Origin of the sequence: Pseudomonas sp. UW4 (assembly GCF_000316175.1) — a bacterium.
In the GTDB taxonomy this organism is placed as follows: domain Bacteria; phylum Pseudomonadota; class Gammaproteobacteria; order Pseudomonadales; family Pseudomonadaceae; genus Aquipseudomonas; species Aquipseudomonas laurylsulfatiphila.
On record NC_019670.1, the window covers coordinates 5,430,864 to 5,448,013 of the forward strand.

Genomic DNA, 17,150 nt, shown 5'->3' on the forward strand with positions numbered 1-17,150 from the left:
GACACAAATCCAATGTGGGAGCGAGCCTGCTCGCGAATAAGGTCCGCAGGACCTTCAGACGATCTTAGAGCCGACCGTATTCCTGCGCCGTACGATCCACCGCTTTCAAGGTCTTGGCGATCAGTTCGTCAATCTCTTCACGGCTGGCAATCAACGCCGGCGCCATGATCATCCGGCCTAAAGTCGAGCGAATGATCACCCCCTCCTCAAAGCCAATCGTACGGCAACGCCAGGCGATGTCGTTCTCATTGGCGAAGCGCTTGCGAGTGGATTTGTCTTCGGCCAGTTGCAGCGCCGCGACCATGCCGGTGCCCTGGATATCGCCCACCAACGGGTGCTTGCCGAACACTTCGCGCAGGCACTGTTGCAGGTACGGGCCGATGTCGTCCTTGACCCGCGTCACCACGCCTTCATCGCGCAGGGCCTTGAGGTTGGCAATCGCCACCGCCGCCGCCACCGGGTGCCCGGAATAGGTCAGGCCGTGGGCAAACACGCCGCCCTGCTCCACCAGCACCGAGGCCATTTTCTTCGACAGGATCAGGCCGCCCATGGGGATGTAACCCGAGGTCAGGCCCTTGGCGATGGACAGGGTGTCCGGCTCGAAACCGAAGTACTCGTGGGCGAACCATTCGCCGGTACGACCGAAGCCGCCGATAACCTCATCGGCGCACAGCAGCACATCGTACTTGCGGCAAATGCGCTGGATTTCCGGCCAGTAGCTTTCCGGCGGGAAGATCATCCCGCCAGCGCCCTGGAAGGGTTCGGCGATGAAGCCTGCGACCTTGTCCGCACCCAGTTCGAGAATCTTCGCTTCCAGTTGCCGGGCCGCGCGCAGACCGAATTCGGCTGGTGTCAGGTTGCCCTCGTGAGCGAAGAAGTACGGCTCGTCGATGTGCTCGATGTCCGGAATCATGCCGCCCATTTCGTGCATGAATTTCATGCCGCCCAGCGCCGTCGCGGCCAGGGTCGAACCGTGGTAACCGTTCCAGCGGCCGATCATGATCTTCTTCTCGGGCTTGCCGAGCACCTGCCAGTAACGCCGTACCGTGCGGATCAACACCTCGTTGGCCTCGGAGCCGGAGTTGGTGTAGATCGCGTGGCTGTAGTGACCCGGCAGCAGGCTGAACAGCAGCTCGGACAGCTCGATCACCTGCGGGTGGGTGGTGTGGAAAAACATGTTGTAGTACGGCAGCTGTTCCAGTTGCTGGCTCGCCGCAGCCGCCAAATCCTTGCGCCCGTAACCGAGGTTGGTGCACCACAGCCCGGACATGCCATCGAGGTAACGGCGGCCATCGTTGTCCCACAGGTGCAGGCGCTCGCCACGGACCATCACCCTTGGCCCCTCGTCGTTGAGGGCTTTCTGATCGACGAACGCATGGATGTGGTGCGCAGCGTCGGCGGCCTGGTAGTCGCGGGTTTCACGTGGTGTGGTCATCGCCAGTTCTCCGTTTTGTTATCAGCGCAATTGAAACCAGGTGGTCTTCAACTGGGTGTATTTATCGAATGAATGCAGGGACAGGTCACGGCCGAAACCGGACTGCTTGCCGCCGCCAAAAGGAACGGTCACGTCCAGTGCATCGACGCTGTTGACCGACACCGTGCCCGCTCGCAATTGTCGCGCCACGCGGTGGGCGCGGTTGAGGTCGTCAGTCCACAGCGAAGCCGCCAGACCGTAGACGCTGTCGTTGGCCAAGTGCAACGCATGGGCCTCGTCATCAAACGCCGTGACCGCCAGAACCGGGCCGAATACTTCGTCGCGAAACAGCGGCATGTCCGGCGTCACGCCGGTAAAGATCGTCGGCTGGATGAAGTTGTCGGAGCCGTTGAAGATCGACTGCCGACCACCACAGATCCTGGTCGCACCTTGCTGCTCGGCCTGCTGGATGAACTTCATGATGCGCGCGGTCTGACGGCTGTCGACGATGGCACCGGCAGCGCTCGACGGGTCCAGCGGATCGCCCGGCAACCAGCGTTCGGCCTGGGCCTTGAGACGTTCGACGAACGCGTCATGAATCGAGCGCTGCACCAGCAATCGCGAGTTGGCCGAACAGACTTCGCCCTGATTGAAGAAGATGCCGAACGCGGCTTTCTCGGCGGCCAAGTCCAGATCCTGACAATCGGCGAATACCAGGTTGGCGCTCTTGCCGCCGCACTCCAGCCACACCTGTTTCAGGTTCGACTGGGCCGAGTACTGCATGAAATATTTGCCGACCTCAGTGGAGCCGGTGAATACCAGGCAATCGACGTCCGGGTGCAAGCCAAGGGCCTTGCCGGTCTGCTCGCCCAAACCCGGCAGCACGTTCAACACACCCGCTGGCACACCGGCCTCAAGCGCCAGCTCCGCCAGACGCAAAGCCGAAAACGGCGACTGCTCGGCCGGCTTGAGAATCACCGAGTTACCCGCGGCCAGGGCCGGGGCGAGTTTCCACGCGGCCATGTCCAGCGGAAAATTCCACGGCACCACCGCAGCCACCACGCCGAGGGCTTCGCGGGTGATGGTCGCCAGCACGTTCTGCGCACTCGGTGCGACCTGGTCGTAGAGTTTGTCGAGGCTCTCGGCGTACCAGCGCAACACCCCGGCGGCACCCGGCACATCGATGTTGTAGGCGTCCGTGACGGGCTTGCCCATGTTCAGCGAATCGAGCAGCGCCAGTTCTTCACGGTTTTCGAGGATCAAGTCGGCCAGGCGCAGCAGCACCTGTTTACGTTCAGTCGGCGAACGTGCCGACCAGGTGCCGGCTTCAAACACTTGCCGCGCATTGCGCACCGCCGCATTCACATCTTCCTCGCCACAGGCCGCGACATTGGCCAGGCATTGCCCGGTGGCGGGGTTGATCGCGGCGAAAGTTTGCCCCGATTGCGCCGCTCGGCGCTGGCCATCGATCACGGCCTGGTCGGGAAACCGCAGGGAAGCGGCTTTGCGTTGCCAATACTCAAGCTCGAACACGTTCGGATGCTCCAGAGGACATTCTTGTGTATTGGATAGTCGCTCAGGCCCGAGCGGTGGAAAACCAGTAAAAATGTGTTCGCAGGCCAAGAAAAAACTACGTAGCCAATCTCCCTTCTGGCGCAGCATGTGGTTATTGTTCAACCACAACAAATCGCTACCCGAGCGGATAAGGGTGGCGCGCAAATTGCCTGGATGCCTGAGTCGTTCTCCCCCGAGGTTTGCTGTGGCTGCCTACAATCTGCGTCAACTGAAATACTTCATCACCACCGTCGAGTGCGGCAGCGTCGCCGAGGCCTCGCGCAAGCTGTACATCGCCCAGCCGTCGATCTCCACGGCCATCAAAGGGCTGGAAGACAGCTTCGGTGTGCAATTGCTGATTCGTCACCATGCACAGGGCGTGTCATTGACGCCCAGCGGTGCACGCTTCTACCGCAAGGCCCAGGAACTGCTGCGCATGGCCAAGGAGTTCGAGCAGAACGCCCTGGCCGACAACGATGTGGTGTCCGGGCAGATCGATATCGGCTGCTTCGAAACCGTCGCGCCGCTGTACCTGCCGCAATTGATCGCCGGGTTTTCGGCGTTGTACCCGGGAGTGGAAATCCGCATCCGCGACGGCGAGCAGCAGGAACTGGTGCAGGGCCTGACCTCCGGCGCCTTCGACCTGGCGATCCTCTATGAGCACGATCTCGACGGCACCATCGCAACCGAACCCTTGATGCCGGCGCAACGGCCTTACGCGCTGCTGCCGGCCGATCACCGTTTTGCCCAGCAGGCACAAGTCTCATTGCGGGACCTGTACCTGGAGCCGATGATTCTTTTGGACGTGCAACCGAGCCGGACCTATTTCGTCAGCCTGTTCGAAGAGCTGGACCTGACCCCGCGCATTGCCTTCAGCTCGCCATCGATCGAGATGGTGCGCGGCATGGTCGGACAAGGCTTTGGTTTCTCGATCCTGGTGACCAAGCCGCATTCGGAGTGCACCTACGACGGGCAGAAAGTCGTGTGCGTGGACATCGCCGAAGACGTCACTGGCTCCGGGCTGGTGGCGGCCTGGCTCAAGCGCGGGCAACTGACCAAACCGGCGCAGTTGTTTGCCGACTATTGCCGCGAGCAATTGACCGCCAAGTCCGAACGCTCAGACTGATCCCCTGTGGCGAGGGGGCTTGCCCCCGTTGGACTGCGTAGCAGGCCCTGGAGCTGGGGCCGCTGCGCGACCCAACGGGGGCAAGCCCCCTCGCCACAGAGTTCGCATCCAAATGACTATTTACGCGGCTTGATCCGCGCAGTCGCTTCGGCCACCAGCGGATCATCCGGCCAGTAATGCTTCGGGTACCGCCCTTTCAAATCCTTCTTCACTTCGGCGTAGGTGCTGCGCCAGAAGTTCGCCAGGTCCTGCGTCACCTGTACCGGCCGCCGCGCCGGGGACAACAGATGCAGCTTGACCACTTGCCGCCCTCCGGCGATGCGCGGGGTTTCGGCCAGGCCGAACAACTCCTGCAGACGCACCGCCAGAATCGGCGGCTGTTCACTGTAGTCCAGACGAATCGAAGAGCCCGACGGCACGCTCAAATGATGCGGCGCCAACTCGTCCAGCCGCTGCGGCAGCGGCCACGGCAGCAGGTTGTGGACGATGCTCGACAGGTCCAGATTGGCGAAGTGACTGAGCCGGGAAACCTTGCCCAGATACGGCATCAGCCAGTGCTCCAGGCTTTTGAGCAACGCGGCATCGCTGACATCCGGCCACTCGCTCTCGCCCTTGCCGGCGAGGTCCAGTTGCCGCAACAACGCCACTCGTGCCTGCCACTGACGCAGCTCCGGGGTCCATGGCAACAGCTCCAGGCCTTTGCGCCGCACCAGATTCACCAGCGCCTGGCTGCGGGCGCTTTCGTCGAGACCGGTGAGCGGTTCACGGCTGAGGATCAATTCACCAACCTTGCGCTGACGCTCGGCACGCAGCACACCTTCGCGCTCATCCCAATCGAGTTGATCGACGCAACGCACCTGCTCGGCCAGCACTGAGTCGAACAGTGCCGGATCGAAATCCGTCGCCAGGTAAATCCGCTCTTCTCGCTGCCCCTGGCGACTGCCCAGATCGGCGATCACCAGCCACGGCTGCTTCATCAGGCTGTCGGCCTCGGCGAACAGCGCGGCACGACCGTTGGCCAGGCGATATTCCGCACCACCGGCGCGCCGTTGTTGGGCGACGCGGTCGGGATAGGCCAGCGCCAGCAACGCACCGAGCCAGCGCGGGTGATCCGGATCGCTGACCGGCTCCGAGGCTTTGCCGCGCAAGTAACCACGATACTGCCGCGCCAGTTGCCGTGCGCGTTGCACGCCACCCTGCGCGCCACGTGCGGCGCGTTCTTCGCCAGACAGCAATACCAGTCGGCTGTGCAAGTCTGCCCCGGCGCCACGTAAAATATCGCGTTCGCCGAGCAGTGCGGCGACGTCGCAAGCCATATCCGCCAGACCCAGCGCCTGGCCGCGCAACAGCAAATGCGCGATACGCGGATGGGCCGGCAGTTCGGCCATGGCCTGGCCGTGACGGGTCAGCGCTTCGTCGTCCAAAGCGCCCAGGCGTTCCAGCAAGTCCTGAGCCTGTGCATAAGCCGCTACAGGTGGAACGTCGAGCCACACCAGTTGCCCGGGCGTCACGCCCCAACGACCCAGCTGCAAGGCCAGCCCGGCAAGGTCCGCCGAGAGGATTTCCGCGCTGCCATAAGCCGCCAGCTGCTCGTGCTGATCCTGGGACCACAGGCGATAACAAACACCGGGTTCCAGACGCCCGGCCCGGCCCGCGCGCTGGGTCGCACTGGCCTTGGAAATGCGTTGGGTGTCGAGACGGGTCATGCCGCTGCCCGGGTCGAAACGCGGCACCCGCGCCAGCCCGGCATCGATCACCACGCGCACGCCGTCGATGGTCAAACTGGTTTCGGCGATATTGGTGGCCAGCACCACTTTGCGCTTGCCCGGCGGCGCCGGATCGATCGCCGCCCGTTGCGCCGTCAGGTCCAGTTCACCGTGCAACGGACACAGCAGAACCTGTGGGTTGTCACCCAAGGCATCGGCCAATTGCTGATGCACGCGGCAGATTTCCGCTTGCCCCGGCAGGAACACCAGCACGCTGCCGGTCTCATCGTTCAAGGCTTCGAGGATGGTCTGCACCAGACGCGGCTCGATGAATTCACCGGCCTGGAACGGCCGCCCCCAGCGCATCGCCACCGGGTACATGCGCCCTTCGCTGCGCAGGATCGGCGCGTCGTCGAGCAACCCGGCCAAGCGTTCGCCTTCGAGCGTGGCGGACATCAAGAGAATTTTCAGCGGCTGATCGTCACGGAACAGTTCGCGGCCATTGAGGCTCAGGGCCAAGGCCAGGTCAGCGTCGAGACTGCGCTCGTGAAATTCGTCGAAGATCAGCAGCCCCACGCCTTCCAGCGCCGGGTCATCCTGCAGGCGCCGGGTGAGGATGCCTTCGGTGACCACTTCGATTCGGGTACTGGGGCCGACCTTGCTGTCGAGGCGAATGCGATAGCCCACGGTTTCGCCGACCTTTTCCCCCAGCTCACTGGCCAGCCGCTCCGCCGCTGCGCGTGCGGCCAACCGGCGGGGTTCAAGCATCAGGATGGTCTGCCCGGCGAGCCACGGCTCGTTGAGCAAGGCCAAGGGTACGCGGGTGGTTTTACCGGCGCCGGGCGGAGCTTCGAGCACGGCTTCGTGGCGTGTAGCGAGGGCTTCACGCAGGGCGGGTAAAACTTCATCGATCGGCAAAGAAATCATGCTGGCTCCCAAACAGAGCCGCGAGTATAACGGCGAACTGCGTGGCGTTAATCACGGTCCTAATTCATACCGACGACGTTTCGTTTCGAGATTACCCAGGAGATTTCATATGCGTGCTCCCTTTCGCCTGATTGGCGGTGTTCTGGTCGCAACCTTGCTGACTCAAGTGACCGCCTGCGGGTCGATCTTCTACCCCGATCGCCGTGGCCAGATCGAAGGCAAGATCGACCCGGCCATCGCCGCGCTCGATGCAGTGGGCCTGCTGTTCTACATCATCCCCGGCCTGATCGCGTTTGCCGTGGACTTCGCCACCGGTGCGATTTATTTCGAACCGGGCAAGACCGCCCAGGTCGATCCGCAAAAACTCAAGGATGCCATAGGCCCCGACGGCCAGGTCGATAACCGCAAGTTGCAGACTATTCTGGAAAGCGAGCTGGGCCGCAGCTTCCCGCTGGACGATCCACGCCTGATCCAGAGCAAAGGCAGCACCCAGCAACTGGCGATGCTCGGCCTGCAACCGGCCGCGTAACCCCTACACGCGAAAGGACTCTTCAAGAAACGATGGCCACCATGACCTCCAGCTCCGAACACGCCCGCCTGCTGCGGCTGGCGACCCGTGCCTCGGTGGCGGTGGCATGCATGTTGATCATCGCCAAAGCCATCGCCTGGTGGCTGAGCGGCTCGGTGAGCATGCTCGCCGGACTCACCGACTCGACACTCGACGGCGTCACCTCATTGCTCAACCTGCTGGCGGTGCATTACGCCCTGCGCCCCGCCGACAATGATCATCGCTACGGGCATGGCAAGGCCGAGTCATTGGCGGGCATGGCCCAGGCGTTGTTCATCGGCGGCAGTGCGGTACTGATTGCGTTGCAGGCCTATGATCGGCTCAAACATCCCGAACCGGTCGGCGCGCCGTGGATCAGTATCGGCGTGATTGTGTTCTCCCTCGTACTGACCCTGGCGTTGTTGATGTTGCAACATCGGGTGGTCAAGGCCACCGGCTCCAACGCGGTACGCGCCGACTCCCTGCACTACCGCTCGGACCTGCTGCTCAACGGCAGCATTCTGATCGCGCTGGTGCTGGCCGGGTATGGCCTGCATCAGGTCGACCCCTGGTTCGGTCTGGGAATCGCCGCCTACATTCTATGGAGCGCAGTGCAGATCGCCCGGGAGAGCTTTGCGGTGTTGATGGATGAAGAACTGCCGCCGGAGGTCAGCCAGCACATGCTGGAATTGGCGTGCAGCGTGCCCGGTGTGCTGGGTGCCCATGACCTGCGCACGCGGATCTCCGGCAACCAGTGGTTTGTGCAGTTGCATCTGGAGCTGCCGGGGGAGCTGACGCTGTCAGTGGCCCACGGCATCAGCGATCAGGCTGCCGCGGCCATTCACGACGCCTACCCGCGCGCCGAAGTGCTGGTGCACGCCGACCCGCAGGAAGTGGTGAAATCCGCTCGGGTTCAGTAGTTGACCTGATAACCACGACTGCTCAGGCAATTGCCCTGGGCCTGTCGGTAGGCTTGCACCACCGACGGGTCTGGCTGGTAGGTGGCGGTGCGTGGATCGAAACCACTCTGCTGCACCGCGTACTGATAACACTCGTAGCCATCGCGACTGACCTGCTCCGGCGACTGGCCGTTGGCCGGGTACGCCTCCACGTCATAACCATTGCTGGCGGCCGGTGGTGGCGACTGCGGTTGGCCAATCGGCGGCTCGACCACGACGTAATCCCGGGTGCTCTCCTGATAGGCGTAATACGAACCGGCCGCGAGGAACAGTAGCGCCCCGCCGATCCATATCTGCTCGGCGTAATCAGGAAGGTAGTTGACGCGAATCCCGCGTGGAGGCGCTACCACCTCATAACGCGGGCCCAGCGGGCGATACCAGTAGCCACCGGAATAGTAGTAATCCATGCCACGGTAAGGCACGCGCAAGTTACGCTCGGGGAAGCGATCGATCACCTGGCCGGGGCGATACCTGGGACCTGGCCCCCAGCCGTAACCGCGTCCACTCGGGCGTCCGTCCCAGTGATTGTCATTGGTCGGCGCACCGATATAGCCCTTCCAGCGCTGATTGTAATCGTAGCGATGCGGCTGATCCTGGTAGTGCTGATCCTGGTAGTCATGGCGCTGCGGTGGCTGGGTCTGGCGTACGGTGTCGGGGCGGGGCTGGATCGGCATGTCAGTGGCCGGTGCCTGCGGCGGTGGCGGCGGTGAGCGAACCGGGCTGTTGAAATCCGGCGCCGGACGGGGCTGCCTCTGGCTATTGTTCTGATGTTGATTCTGGCCGTTGTGCTCGTACTGGCGGTTGTCGTTGTTCTGCGCACGCGGCTGGTTCTGTGGCGGGCCGCTCTGCGGGCGTGGCTGGTTGTTGCCACCACGGCCCTGACTCCCCCCCTGGTTACCACCCTGGTTACCACCCTGATGCCCATCCTGGCCGTACTGCCCGCCATCATGGCCACGGTTTTGCTGATCATCGGCCAGCGTTTGCGCAGTGACACTGACACACAGCAAACCAACACCGGCCAAACGCCAGATGCGCGATTTCATGCTTATCCTCATTGCGGGTCAGGGCCTGTACGTAAGACTGGGAAAGCAGTGACCGGTTCTGCGACAGGTTATCAGTCGCGCAACTTATTTATTGAGGCCAGGAGGGTCAAATTCCACGCAAGAAAAAGGGGAGACCCGTCGGCCTCCCCTTGGAGAACTTCGTCCTGGCTCAACGCTTGTGGCGCCGGCTCACCTCACGCCGTCTTCTGGACAGTGTGTAGCTCGGGGGCCGGCACATCCCCGGTGGGGGTGGCGACCGCGGCGGGCCTGATTGGGCGAGCCGCACTGGACTGTTTGTCCGAGCAGTGATTCTGGTAATAAGAATAGGCCGCAAGCGCCGACAGAGGATTGCGAAGATTGCTTGATTAAACATCACTTGCGCAATTTTTAACCCCGGATACATAATCTGCCGCAATAGTTACAACAAAGGACTGATTGATGAGCAAGCTCGATCGTTACGACCTGAGTATTTTGGCGGAATTGCAGCGCGACGCACGCATCTCCAACCAGGAGTTGGCCGAGCGCATCGGTCTGTCGCCTTCGCCGTGCTCGCGGCGGGTCAAGCAACTGGAAGACGACGGCTACATTTCCCGTCAGGTCGCCCTGCTCGACCGCAAGATGCTCGGCCTGAGCCTGACGGCCTACGTGCTGATCGGCATGGACCGTCATACGCCGGAGCGTTTCGAGAACTTCGAAGCGGCCATTCGCACCTTGCCCCAAGTGCTCGAATGCAGCCTGGTGACCGGGATGGATGCCGACTATCAACTCAAGGTCGTGGTGCCGGACATGGATCACTACCAGAAACTGCTGCTCGGGCATCTGACCCGGATTGAAGGCGTGACCAGCGTGCGTTCGAGTTTTGTGCTGAACCAGGTGCTCAACAGCACTGAGTTGCCGCTGACTCATCTGCGTAGCTGAAGGCCCCATCGCGGGCAAGCCACGCTCCCACAGGTTTTGTGTTGACCTCAATTTTGTGAGCGACTCAAAACCTGTGGGAGCGTGGCTTGCCCGCGAAGAGGCCGGCACAGGCGACGAATGACTGCGGCACACTGCCGCAGGTCAATACTGCACGCAGCCAGCGAGGCGTATACTCCCCGCGCCCTTTTAGCCTCGCCCGCGCTGGAGATGTTCGATGGATCCTGCAGTTTTTGAAGAGTGGATGATGACCGGTCTGGTCACGATCCTGATCATTTTCATGGGTTTCATCGTCTGGGATCTGGCGAAGAAGTCCAAGGCCGGACGCTTTGGCTCGTTCATCCTGTTCTTCGTGCTGGGCCTGGGCGTGGCCGCGTTCATCATCAAGAGCGTGGTGATCGGCTTGATCGAATCCGGCACCTTATAAGCGCGCCGGTACTTCTTTCCACTGTCCCTGATCGAGCCCTTCGATCGTCCAGTCACCGATTCTGACCCGCACCAGGCGCAAGGTCGGCAAACCGACCGCAGCGGTCATGCGCCGCACCTGCCGATTGCGCCCTTCGCGAATCACCAACTCCAGCCAGCTGGTCGGCACGCTTTTGCGAAAGCGCACCGGCGGATTGCGCGGCCATAGCTCGGGCTCGTCCAGTTGTCGCGCCTCGGCGGGCAAGGTCATGCCATCGTTCAATTCAACGCCGTCACGCAAGCGCTGCAACTGCTCCGCGCCCGGCTCGCCCTCGACCTGCACCCAATAAGTCTTGGCCAGTTTGTGCTTCGGGTCGGCGATCCGCGCCTGAAGCTGACCGTCGTTGGTCAGCAGCAACAAGCCTTCGCTGTCGCGATCCAGTCGTCCGGCCGGATAGATCCCCGGCACATCGATGTAGTCCTTGAGCGTCGCGCGCCCTTCGCCGTCACTGAATTGCGTCAGCACATCGAAGGGTTTGTTGAACAAGATCAGCTTCGGCTCGGCCGGTGGTGCCTTGGCGACACGGCGCGGGGCTGCAGGCGAAGGTTTCGTGCCAGGGCGGCGGGAAACGGGGCGTTGAGGAGGACGAGACATGAGAAAGGAAACATCTAACGGTCAGGGCTGCTAATGCTAGTGCCCCGACCGTCAAATGACCATGACAACCGTTAGCGGAACGGCGGCTCGTCGAAGCTGCGCAGTTTGCGCGAGTGCAGTGAGTTGAGTTCGGTGCGCAACAGATCCACCGCCTCGATACCGATCTTCAAGTGCTGGCTGACCGCGCGCTCATAGAAGGCGTTGGCCGAGCCCGGCAACTTGATTTCGCTGTGCAGCGGTTTGTCCGAGACGCAGAGCAACGTGCCGTACGGCACCCGCAAACGATAACCCTGGGCGGCGATGGTGCCACTTTCCATGTCCACCGCCACGGCGCGGGACAGGTTGATCAGCGGCCTTTCTTGCGCCCAGCGCAGCTCCCAGTTACGGTCGTCGTAGGTCAGCACGGTGCCGGTGCGCAGGCGTTTTTTCAGTTCGTCGCCCTTCTCGCCGGTGATGTTGGCCGCCGCCTGCTGAAGCGCCATCTGCACTTCGGCCAGGGCCGGAATCGGAATGTTCGGCGGCACGACCCGGTCGAGAATGCCGTCGCGACGCATGTAGGCGTGGGCCAGCACGTAGTCGCCAATCGTCTGCGACTGACGCAGGCCGCCGCAGTGGCCGATCATCAGCCAGCAATGCGGGCGCAGAACGGCGAGGTGGTCGGTGATGTTCTTGGCGTTGGACGGGCCGACACCGATGTTGACCAGGGTCACGCCGTGGCCGTCACTGGCAATCAGGTGATAGGCCGGCATCTGGTAACGGTGCCAGACCACGCCGGCGGCAATCGCCGACGCTTCGCCGTGATCCATGCTCTTTTCGATGATCACGTTACCCGGCAGCACCATGCGCACGAAGCGCGGGTCTTGGCGCAATTGTTCCAGGCCGTGGACAATGAACTGGTCGACATAGCGGTGGTAGTTGGTCAGCAGAATCCACGGCTGCACATGGCGCCAGTCGCTGCCGGTGTAATGCACCAATCGGCGCAGGGAGAAATCCACCCGCGCGGCATCGAACAACGCCAGGGGCAGCGGATCGGTGTTTTCCCAGTCGTACAAACCGTCGGCAATGCCGTCGGTCGCGGCCGACAGGTCGGTACTCGGGAACACCCGCGCCAGCACGGCTGCGGTGACGCCGGAACCTCCCAATTCATCGCCCTGCTCGACCACATACGGATACGGGATGTTCTGCTGGCTGACACCGACTTCCACCGTCACGGTGAAGTCGTGCATCAACGGAACCAGTTGTTCCAGCAGGTACTTACGGAAAGCCGACGGATGGGTGACGGTGACGCTGTAGGTGCCCGGCAGCTGGACCTTGGCATAGGCACGGGTGGTCTGCGGGACTTCGCCCTGGCAAAGGTAGGTCAGGCGCAGCTCGGGATAACGGAACAACGCCCGCTGCTCGGCATCAGGCTCGACGCGGTCCTTGAGGTAACGCTTGAGCGCCTGACTCAGCGCGGTGGTTGCACGATTGTGCAAGAGTGCAAGCCGATCCACGGCTTGCTCGGCGGTTTGAACGACAATAAAAGCTTCGGTCACGATCAGCATCCTGTGTTCTGACTTGCAGACCTTCATCTTGCCTGCATCGTCGCTTCACGGGAACAGTGGTGTGTTGGCAATGCATCATTGCAGTATCCACAGAACTAATGTGGGAGCGAGCCTGCTCGCGAAAGCGGTCGGTCAGTCACATCAATGTTGAATATGACACTGCTTTCGCGAGCAGACTCGCTCCCACAGGAGGCCGGTGTCGCTTAGAAGCCTTGCGGGGTCGATCGGGCGACAATGGCTTCCACGTCCAGGCCGCGTGGCAACGCACCGTACACTCGGCCGCCACCGTCCAGGCGACTGGCGATGAAGGCATCACTGACCACCGAATTCCCGGCTTCCAGCAGCAACTTGGCCTGCAGACCCAGGGCGATGTCTTCAGTCAGTTGTCGGGCGCGGTACTGAATGTCGCTGGTGTCCTTGAAGGCTGCCTGCAATTGCTGGATGTGCGCGGCAAGGCGCTTGTCGCCATGGCCATCGCCCAGCTCGCTGAACAGTGCATCGAGCACGCCCGGTTCCTTTGACAGGGCACGCAGCACGTCCAGGCACTGCACATTGCCGGAACCTTCCCACGTCGAATTCACCGGTGCCTCGCGGTAAAGCCGCGGCAGAATGCTGTCTTCGACATAACCCGCACCGCCCATGCATTCGGCGGCTTCGTTGATCATGGCCGGCGCCCGCTTGCAGATCCAGTACTTGCCCACCGCCGTTACCAACCGGGCGAACCTGGCTTCCTGCGAATCGTCCAGATGATCCAGCGCCCGGCCCATACGCAGGCTCAAGGCCAGGGCGGCTTCGCTTTCCAGCGCCAGGTCCGCCAGCACGTTCTGCATCAACGGCTGTTCGCTGAGCAATTTGCCGCCGACCGAACGATGAGCGCAATGATGGCTGGCCTGGGTCAACGCCTGACGCATCAGCGAACTGGAACCGACCATGCAATCGAAGCGGGTCATGGCGACCATCTCGATGATCGTTGGAACACCACGCCCCTCTTCACCGATCATCCACGCCAGTGCGCCGCGGAACTCCACTTCGCTGGAAGCGTTGGAGCAATTGCCGAGCTTGTTCTTCAGGCGCTGGATGTAGAACTGATTGCGTCTGTCGTCCGGGCGATGGCGCGGCAGCAGGAAACAGGTCAGGCCCTTGTCGGTCTGCGCCAGTGTCAGGAAGGCGTCGCACATCGGCGCCGAGCAAAACCACTTGTGCCCCACCAACTCATAGGCCTGGCCCGGACCGCTGGCTCCGACCGGATATGCCTTGGTGGTATTGGCCCGCACATCGGTGCCGCCCTGCTTCTCGGTCATGGCCATGCCGATGGTGACCCCGGCCTTGTGGGCCATGCCGACGTTGCGCGGGTCGTATTCAGTGGCGAGGATTTTCGGCAACCACTTTTGCGCCAGGTCCGGCTGCAGGCGCATGGCCGGAACGCTGGCGAAGGTCATGGTCAACGGACAGCCACTGCCGGCTTCGGCCTGGCTATGCAGATACGACATACAAGCGCGGGCCACATGAGCGCCGTCCTGCGGGTGCGCCCAAGGCAACGAGGTCAGGCCGTGCTCGACTGCCGTGCGCATCAGTTGGTGATAGGCCGGATGAAATTCCACCAGATCGATGCGATGACCAAATCGGTCATGACTGTTGAACACCGGCTTGTTCTGATTGGCGAGGAACCCGGCTTCCATCAACGGACCACCGGCCAGCGCCCCGTAAGCGTCGATCCGCGATTCGGCCCAACCGGCCCCGAACCGCCGCGACCATTCCTGCAACGGCAAGTCGATGCGGTAGAGGTTAGCGCCGTCCAGGGACGGTGGCTGGTTGGTGACTTCGTGGGTTTCGGCAAACTGATGCAGGTTCATGACTGGGCTCCTTTGGTCGGCCAAGGGACTTCAGTTAAGCACCGCCCCTCAACCGAACAAAGTGTCATATCCGCCTAACTGTCGGCGCTTTCGCCCTGTTGCGAGCAGAGCACCCGGCGGTAGAGCGCGGCCTGCAAGTCTTCGAATTTCACTGGCTTGCTCAAGTAATCAATCAACGCGCCGGTCGGGCAGCGTTCACGGTCAACTCCCAGGGCGATCATGAACAACGGCAGCTCGGCATAGCCCGGCAGCGCGCGGATCCGGCAGCACAGCGACTCACCGTCCTGGCGCGGCAACTGGCAATCGACCAGCACCGCGTCAAACACTTCGCGCTGCAGGAGATCGAGCGCGACATCGGCTCCGTCGGCCGTACGCACGCGGAAACCCAGCTTGAGCAACATGCCGCGCATCACCAACTGGCTGATGCTGTTGTCATCCACCAACAACACGGCACAATCCTGAGGCAAGCGCAGGCGCGGAAAATCCCGGGACATCAACGGCGCCAGCGGGCGTTCGGCCACCGGCAGCCCGACTTCCACATCCAGCTGAAACCGGCTGCCGCGTCCTGGCTCGGAACGATGCGTCAGGCGTCCACCAAGCAATTCGACCAACTGTCGGCAAATCGCCAGGCCAACACCCAGGCCACCGTATTCACGGGTCATAGAGCCATCGATCTGGAAGAACCGTTGATACATCGTGGCCTCTCCCAGATCGGTGAAGCCAATGCCCGTGTCGATCACCGCAAAGGTCAACGCCAGCCGGTCGGCCCCAGTGACATTGCCGGTCACCCGTAAGGCCAGGCCGCCGACCCGGGTGAACTTGATGGCGTTGTCCAGCAGACACTCCAGACATTGCGCAATCTTGGCGTTGTCGCCGTGCACGCGATCCGGCACACCGGATGCGACGTCGACCTTGAAGTCCAGCGACTTGCTCGAAGCGTTGCCCTCGAACTGCGTGCGCAGCGCCTCGACCATGCCGCGCAAGCTGAAGGTGTCGGCCGAGGCCTGGAGCTTGCCGGCCTGCAGTTCGGTGAGGGTCAGGATACCGTTGACCATGCGCATCATGTCCCGCGCCGACCCCGAAGCCGTCTGCTGATACTGCTCAAGCTCCGGGTTCATTTCGACCGTCTGCATCAATTCCAGTGAACCGATCACACCGTTCATGGGCGTGCGAAGTTCGTGGGTCAGGGTGGCCAGGAATTCGTCCTTGAGCTTGTTACTGCGAGCCAGTTGCTGGTTGAGGATTTCAAGCTTCTGGCTGGCGTCGAATAGCGTTTGCGCCTGCTGCTCGCGCATGTCGTTAATGCGGTCGGCCAGTGCCAGGGACAACAACGCCACTTCGATGGCCGAGCCGATCTGGCTGGAATACATGGTCAGGAACACATTCGGCAGGTATCCCAGCACCATCAATGTATTGACGATGCCGCCGAGCAAAAACGCCGACCAGGCAATAATGAAATACCGCGCGACGCGCAGGCCCCGCAGCCAGGCAAAGATCCCGGCGGCAAAAATCACCACGGTGAACGTCAGCGCCAGGGCCGTGGCCAGGCGCAAGGCCAGGGCGTAGCTGCTCATCAATGACAGGCCGACCACCAGCGCACCGAAGGCGACCAGCGCCAGCAACAAGCGATCGAGCCAACGACTGTGGATAGCCATTTGCAGGAAACTGCGGGCGAACTGACTGCCGAACAGGCCCGCGCAGCCGATGAAAAACGGCGTCGCGGCGTTGGCCCACCAAGGGTTGTCCGGCCAGAAATACTGCACCGCCGCGCCATTGACCGACAGCTGATACAAGCCGAACGAAGCGATATAGAAGATGTAGTAGAGGTAACTGGTGTCGCGCACGCTGAGGTAGATGAACAGGTTGTAGACCAGCATCCCCAGCAACACGCCGTAGATCAGCCCCAGTACGTAGAGGCGCACAGGCTGCTCTTCGAGGTAGGCGGTGCTCGACCACAAGGTTACCGGTGCCTGGATCGAGCCTTCGCTTTGCAATCGCAGGAATAGGGTTTCGGCCTGCTCAGGTTTGAACGTCAGGTCGAACAGATAGTTGTTCTGACGAATCTCGCGGCTGGCGAAGGGCAAGGCATCGCCGGTCTGCCTGACCAACTGATAGTTGCCGGCCGCATCGGGCAAATAGAGATCGAGATGATCGAGGGGTGGATAGGCCAGTTCCAGCAGCCAGGTCCGTTGCGCCGCCGGATCGGTCGGGCGGTAATGCAGGTCGATTTTCAGCCAGAACACCGAGCGCGAGTACCCGGCGTTGAGCGTGTCTTTGTTGTGCGCCTTGAAGTTGCCGGCCGCCGCTTGCGCGCGGATATCCGCGATGGTCGCCTGACCACCTGCGTCCTCATAGACCTGCAGGGTTCGGCCCAAGGGGAGGCTCTGAGTGAACTCATCGAACTCGACGGCGTTTGCCAGGAGGGGCAAACACAACAGCAACATCAGCAAATATCGCATTGAAGCCCCAGCGTGGCCTGTCCGGTTCTGTCAGGAAGCCCCC

At 62.1% G+C, this 17,150-nt stretch carries 13 protein-coding genes; 5 read left to right on the forward strand and 8 right to left on the reverse strand.

Features of this window, described 5'->3' with window-relative positions:
* Positions 1-64 precede the first annotated feature (64 nt).
* Together PPUTUW4_RS24085 and PPUTUW4_RS24090 are read right to left on the reverse strand one after the other, a co-directional pair.
* Positions 65-1,435: an aspartate aminotransferase family protein gene (locus tag PPUTUW4_RS24085; protein ID WP_015096948.1), complete on the reverse strand. Its 1,371-nt coding sequence runs from the start codon at positions 1,433-1,435 to the stop codon at positions 65-67.
* A 21-nt stretch (positions 1,436-1,456) separates the two neighbouring features.
* Positions 1,457-2,947, reverse strand: coding sequence for an aldehyde dehydrogenase (locus PPUTUW4_RS24090; protein ID WP_015096949.1), 1,491 nt, complete (start codon positions 2,945-2,947; stop codon positions 1,457-1,459).
* 226 nt (positions 2,948-3,173) lie between these two features.
* Here PPUTUW4_RS24090 and PPUTUW4_RS24095 point away from each other — a divergent pair, with 226 nt between their 5' ends.
* Complete coding sequence (locus PPUTUW4_RS24095; RefSeq protein ID WP_015096950.1) at positions 3,174-4,094, forward strand: LysR substrate-binding domain-containing protein; 921 nt, start codon at positions 3,174-3,176, stop codon at positions 4,092-4,094.
* 116 nt (positions 4,095-4,210) lie between these two features.
* Here the strand turns inward: PPUTUW4_RS24095 and hrpB are convergent, their stop codons facing one another.
* Positions 4,211-6,727 carry an ATP-dependent helicase HrpB gene (hrpB, locus tag PPUTUW4_RS24100; protein WP_015096951.1) on the reverse strand — a complete coding sequence of 839 codons (2,517 nt, stop codon included), beginning with the start codon at positions 6,725-6,727 and terminating at the stop codon, positions 4,211-4,213.
* Between the two features lie 109 nt (positions 6,728-6,836).
* Between hrpB and PPUTUW4_RS24105 the strand changes: the two genes are divergently transcribed.
* Positions 6,837-7,256 carry a hypothetical protein gene (locus PPUTUW4_RS24105; RefSeq protein WP_015096952.1) on the forward strand — a complete coding sequence of 140 codons (420 nt, stop codon included), beginning with the start codon at positions 6,837-6,839 and terminating at the stop codon, positions 7,254-7,256.
* Between the two features lie 41 nt (positions 7,257-7,297).
* A complete protein-coding gene (locus tag PPUTUW4_RS24110) occupies positions 7,298-8,194 on the forward strand; it encodes a cation diffusion facilitator family transporter (RefSeq protein ID WP_015096953.1) in 897 nt (298 codons plus the stop codon).
* Here the strand turns inward: PPUTUW4_RS24110 and PPUTUW4_RS24115 are convergent.
* Positions 8,188-9,276 (reverse strand): DUF6515 family protein, encoded by a 1,089-nt coding sequence (locus PPUTUW4_RS24115; protein ID WP_015096954.1) that lies wholly within the window; start codon positions 9,274-9,276, stop codon positions 8,188-8,190. The two genes, PPUTUW4_RS24110 and PPUTUW4_RS24115, sit on opposite strands and share 7 nt — an antisense overlap.
* A gap of 438 nt (positions 9,277-9,714) precedes the next feature.
* Here PPUTUW4_RS24115 and PPUTUW4_RS24120 point away from each other — a divergent pair, with 438 nt between their 5' ends.
* Both PPUTUW4_RS24120 and PPUTUW4_RS24125 read left to right on the forward strand, forming a co-directional pair.
* A complete protein-coding gene (locus PPUTUW4_RS24120) occupies positions 9,715-10,194 on the forward strand; it encodes an Lrp/AsnC family transcriptional regulator (protein WP_007937367.1) in 480 nt (159 codons plus the stop codon).
* A 214-nt stretch (positions 10,195-10,408) separates the two neighbouring features.
* Positions 10,409-10,618: a DUF2788 domain-containing protein gene (locus PPUTUW4_RS24125; protein ID WP_015096955.1), complete on the forward strand. Its 210-nt coding sequence runs from the start codon at positions 10,409-10,411 to the stop codon at positions 10,616-10,618.
* Here PPUTUW4_RS24125 and PPUTUW4_RS24130 read toward each other — a convergent pair.
* The 4 genes from PPUTUW4_RS24130 to PPUTUW4_RS24145 all read right to left on the reverse strand — a co-directional run bounded on the left by PPUTUW4_RS24130 (position 10,613) and on the right by PPUTUW4_RS24145 (position 17,107).
* The gene (locus tag PPUTUW4_RS24130) at positions 10,613-11,251 is read right to left on the reverse strand and encodes a pseudouridine synthase (RefSeq protein WP_015096956.1); all 639 of its coding nucleotides are present in this window, start codon (positions 11,249-11,251) and stop codon (positions 10,613-10,615) included. The two genes, PPUTUW4_RS24125 and PPUTUW4_RS24130, sit on opposite strands and share 6 nt — an antisense overlap.
* 71 nt (positions 11,252-11,322) lie before the next feature.
* Positions 11,323-12,822, reverse strand: a complete 1,500-nt coding sequence (amn, locus tag PPUTUW4_RS24135) for an AMP nucleosidase (protein WP_177325105.1) — start codon at positions 12,820-12,822, stop codon at positions 11,323-11,325.
* Between the two features lie 176 nt (positions 12,823-12,998).
* The gene (locus PPUTUW4_RS24140) at positions 12,999-14,648 is read right to left on the reverse strand and encodes an acyl-CoA dehydrogenase family protein (protein WP_015096958.1); all 1,650 of its coding nucleotides are present in this window, start codon (positions 14,646-14,648) and stop codon (positions 12,999-13,001) included.
* Between the two features lie 74 nt (positions 14,649-14,722).
* The gene (locus tag PPUTUW4_RS24145; RefSeq protein ID WP_015096959.1) at positions 14,723-17,107 is read right to left on the reverse strand and encodes a hybrid sensor histidine kinase/response regulator; all 2,385 of its coding nucleotides are present in this window, start codon (positions 17,105-17,107) and stop codon (positions 14,723-14,725) included.
* Positions 17,108-17,150: the final 43 nt, after the last annotated feature.

Bases quoted from the DNA above. Each gene is read 5' to 3' on its own strand.
- PPUTUW4_RS24085 (WP_015096948.1), bottom strand. From the start codon at position 1,435: ATGACCACACCACGTGAAACCCGCGACTACCAGGCCGCCGACGCTGCG.
- hrpB (WP_015096951.1), bottom strand. From the start codon at position 6,727: ATGATTTCTTTGCCGATCGATGAAGTTTTACCCGCCCTGCGTGAAGCC.
- PPUTUW4_RS24105 (WP_015096952.1), top strand. From the start codon at position 6,837: ATGCGTGCTCCCTTTCGCCTGATTGGCGGTGTTCTGGTCGCAACCTTG.
- PPUTUW4_RS24110 (WP_015096953.1), top strand. From the start codon at position 7,298: ATGACCTCCAGCTCCGAACACGCCCGCCTGCTGCGGCTGGCGACCCGT.
- PPUTUW4_RS24115 (WP_015096954.1), bottom strand. From the start codon at position 9,276: ATGAAATCGCGCATCTGGCGTTTGGCCGGTGTTGGTTTGCTGTGTGTC.
- PPUTUW4_RS24120 (WP_007937367.1), top strand. From the start codon at position 9,715: ATGAGCAAGCTCGATCGTTACGACCTGAGTATTTTGGCGGAATTGCAG.
- PPUTUW4_RS24125 (WP_015096955.1), top strand. From the start codon at position 10,409: ATGGATCCTGCAGTTTTTGAAGAGTGGATGATGACCGGTCTGGTCACG.
- PPUTUW4_RS24130 (WP_015096956.1), bottom strand. From the start codon at position 11,251: ATGTCTCGTCCTCCTCAACGCCCCGTTTCCCGCCGCCCTGGCACGAAA.
- amn (WP_177325105.1), bottom strand. From the start codon at position 12,822: ATGAAGGTCTGCAAGTCAGAACACAGGATGCTGATCGTGACCGAAGCT.
- PPUTUW4_RS24140 (WP_015096958.1), bottom strand. From the start codon at position 14,648: ATGAACCTGCATCAGTTTGCCGAAACCCACGAAGTCACCAACCAGCCA.
- PPUTUW4_RS24145 (WP_015096959.1), bottom strand. From the start codon at position 17,107: ATGCGATATTTGCTGATGTTGCTGTTGTGTTTGCCCCTCCTGGCAAAC.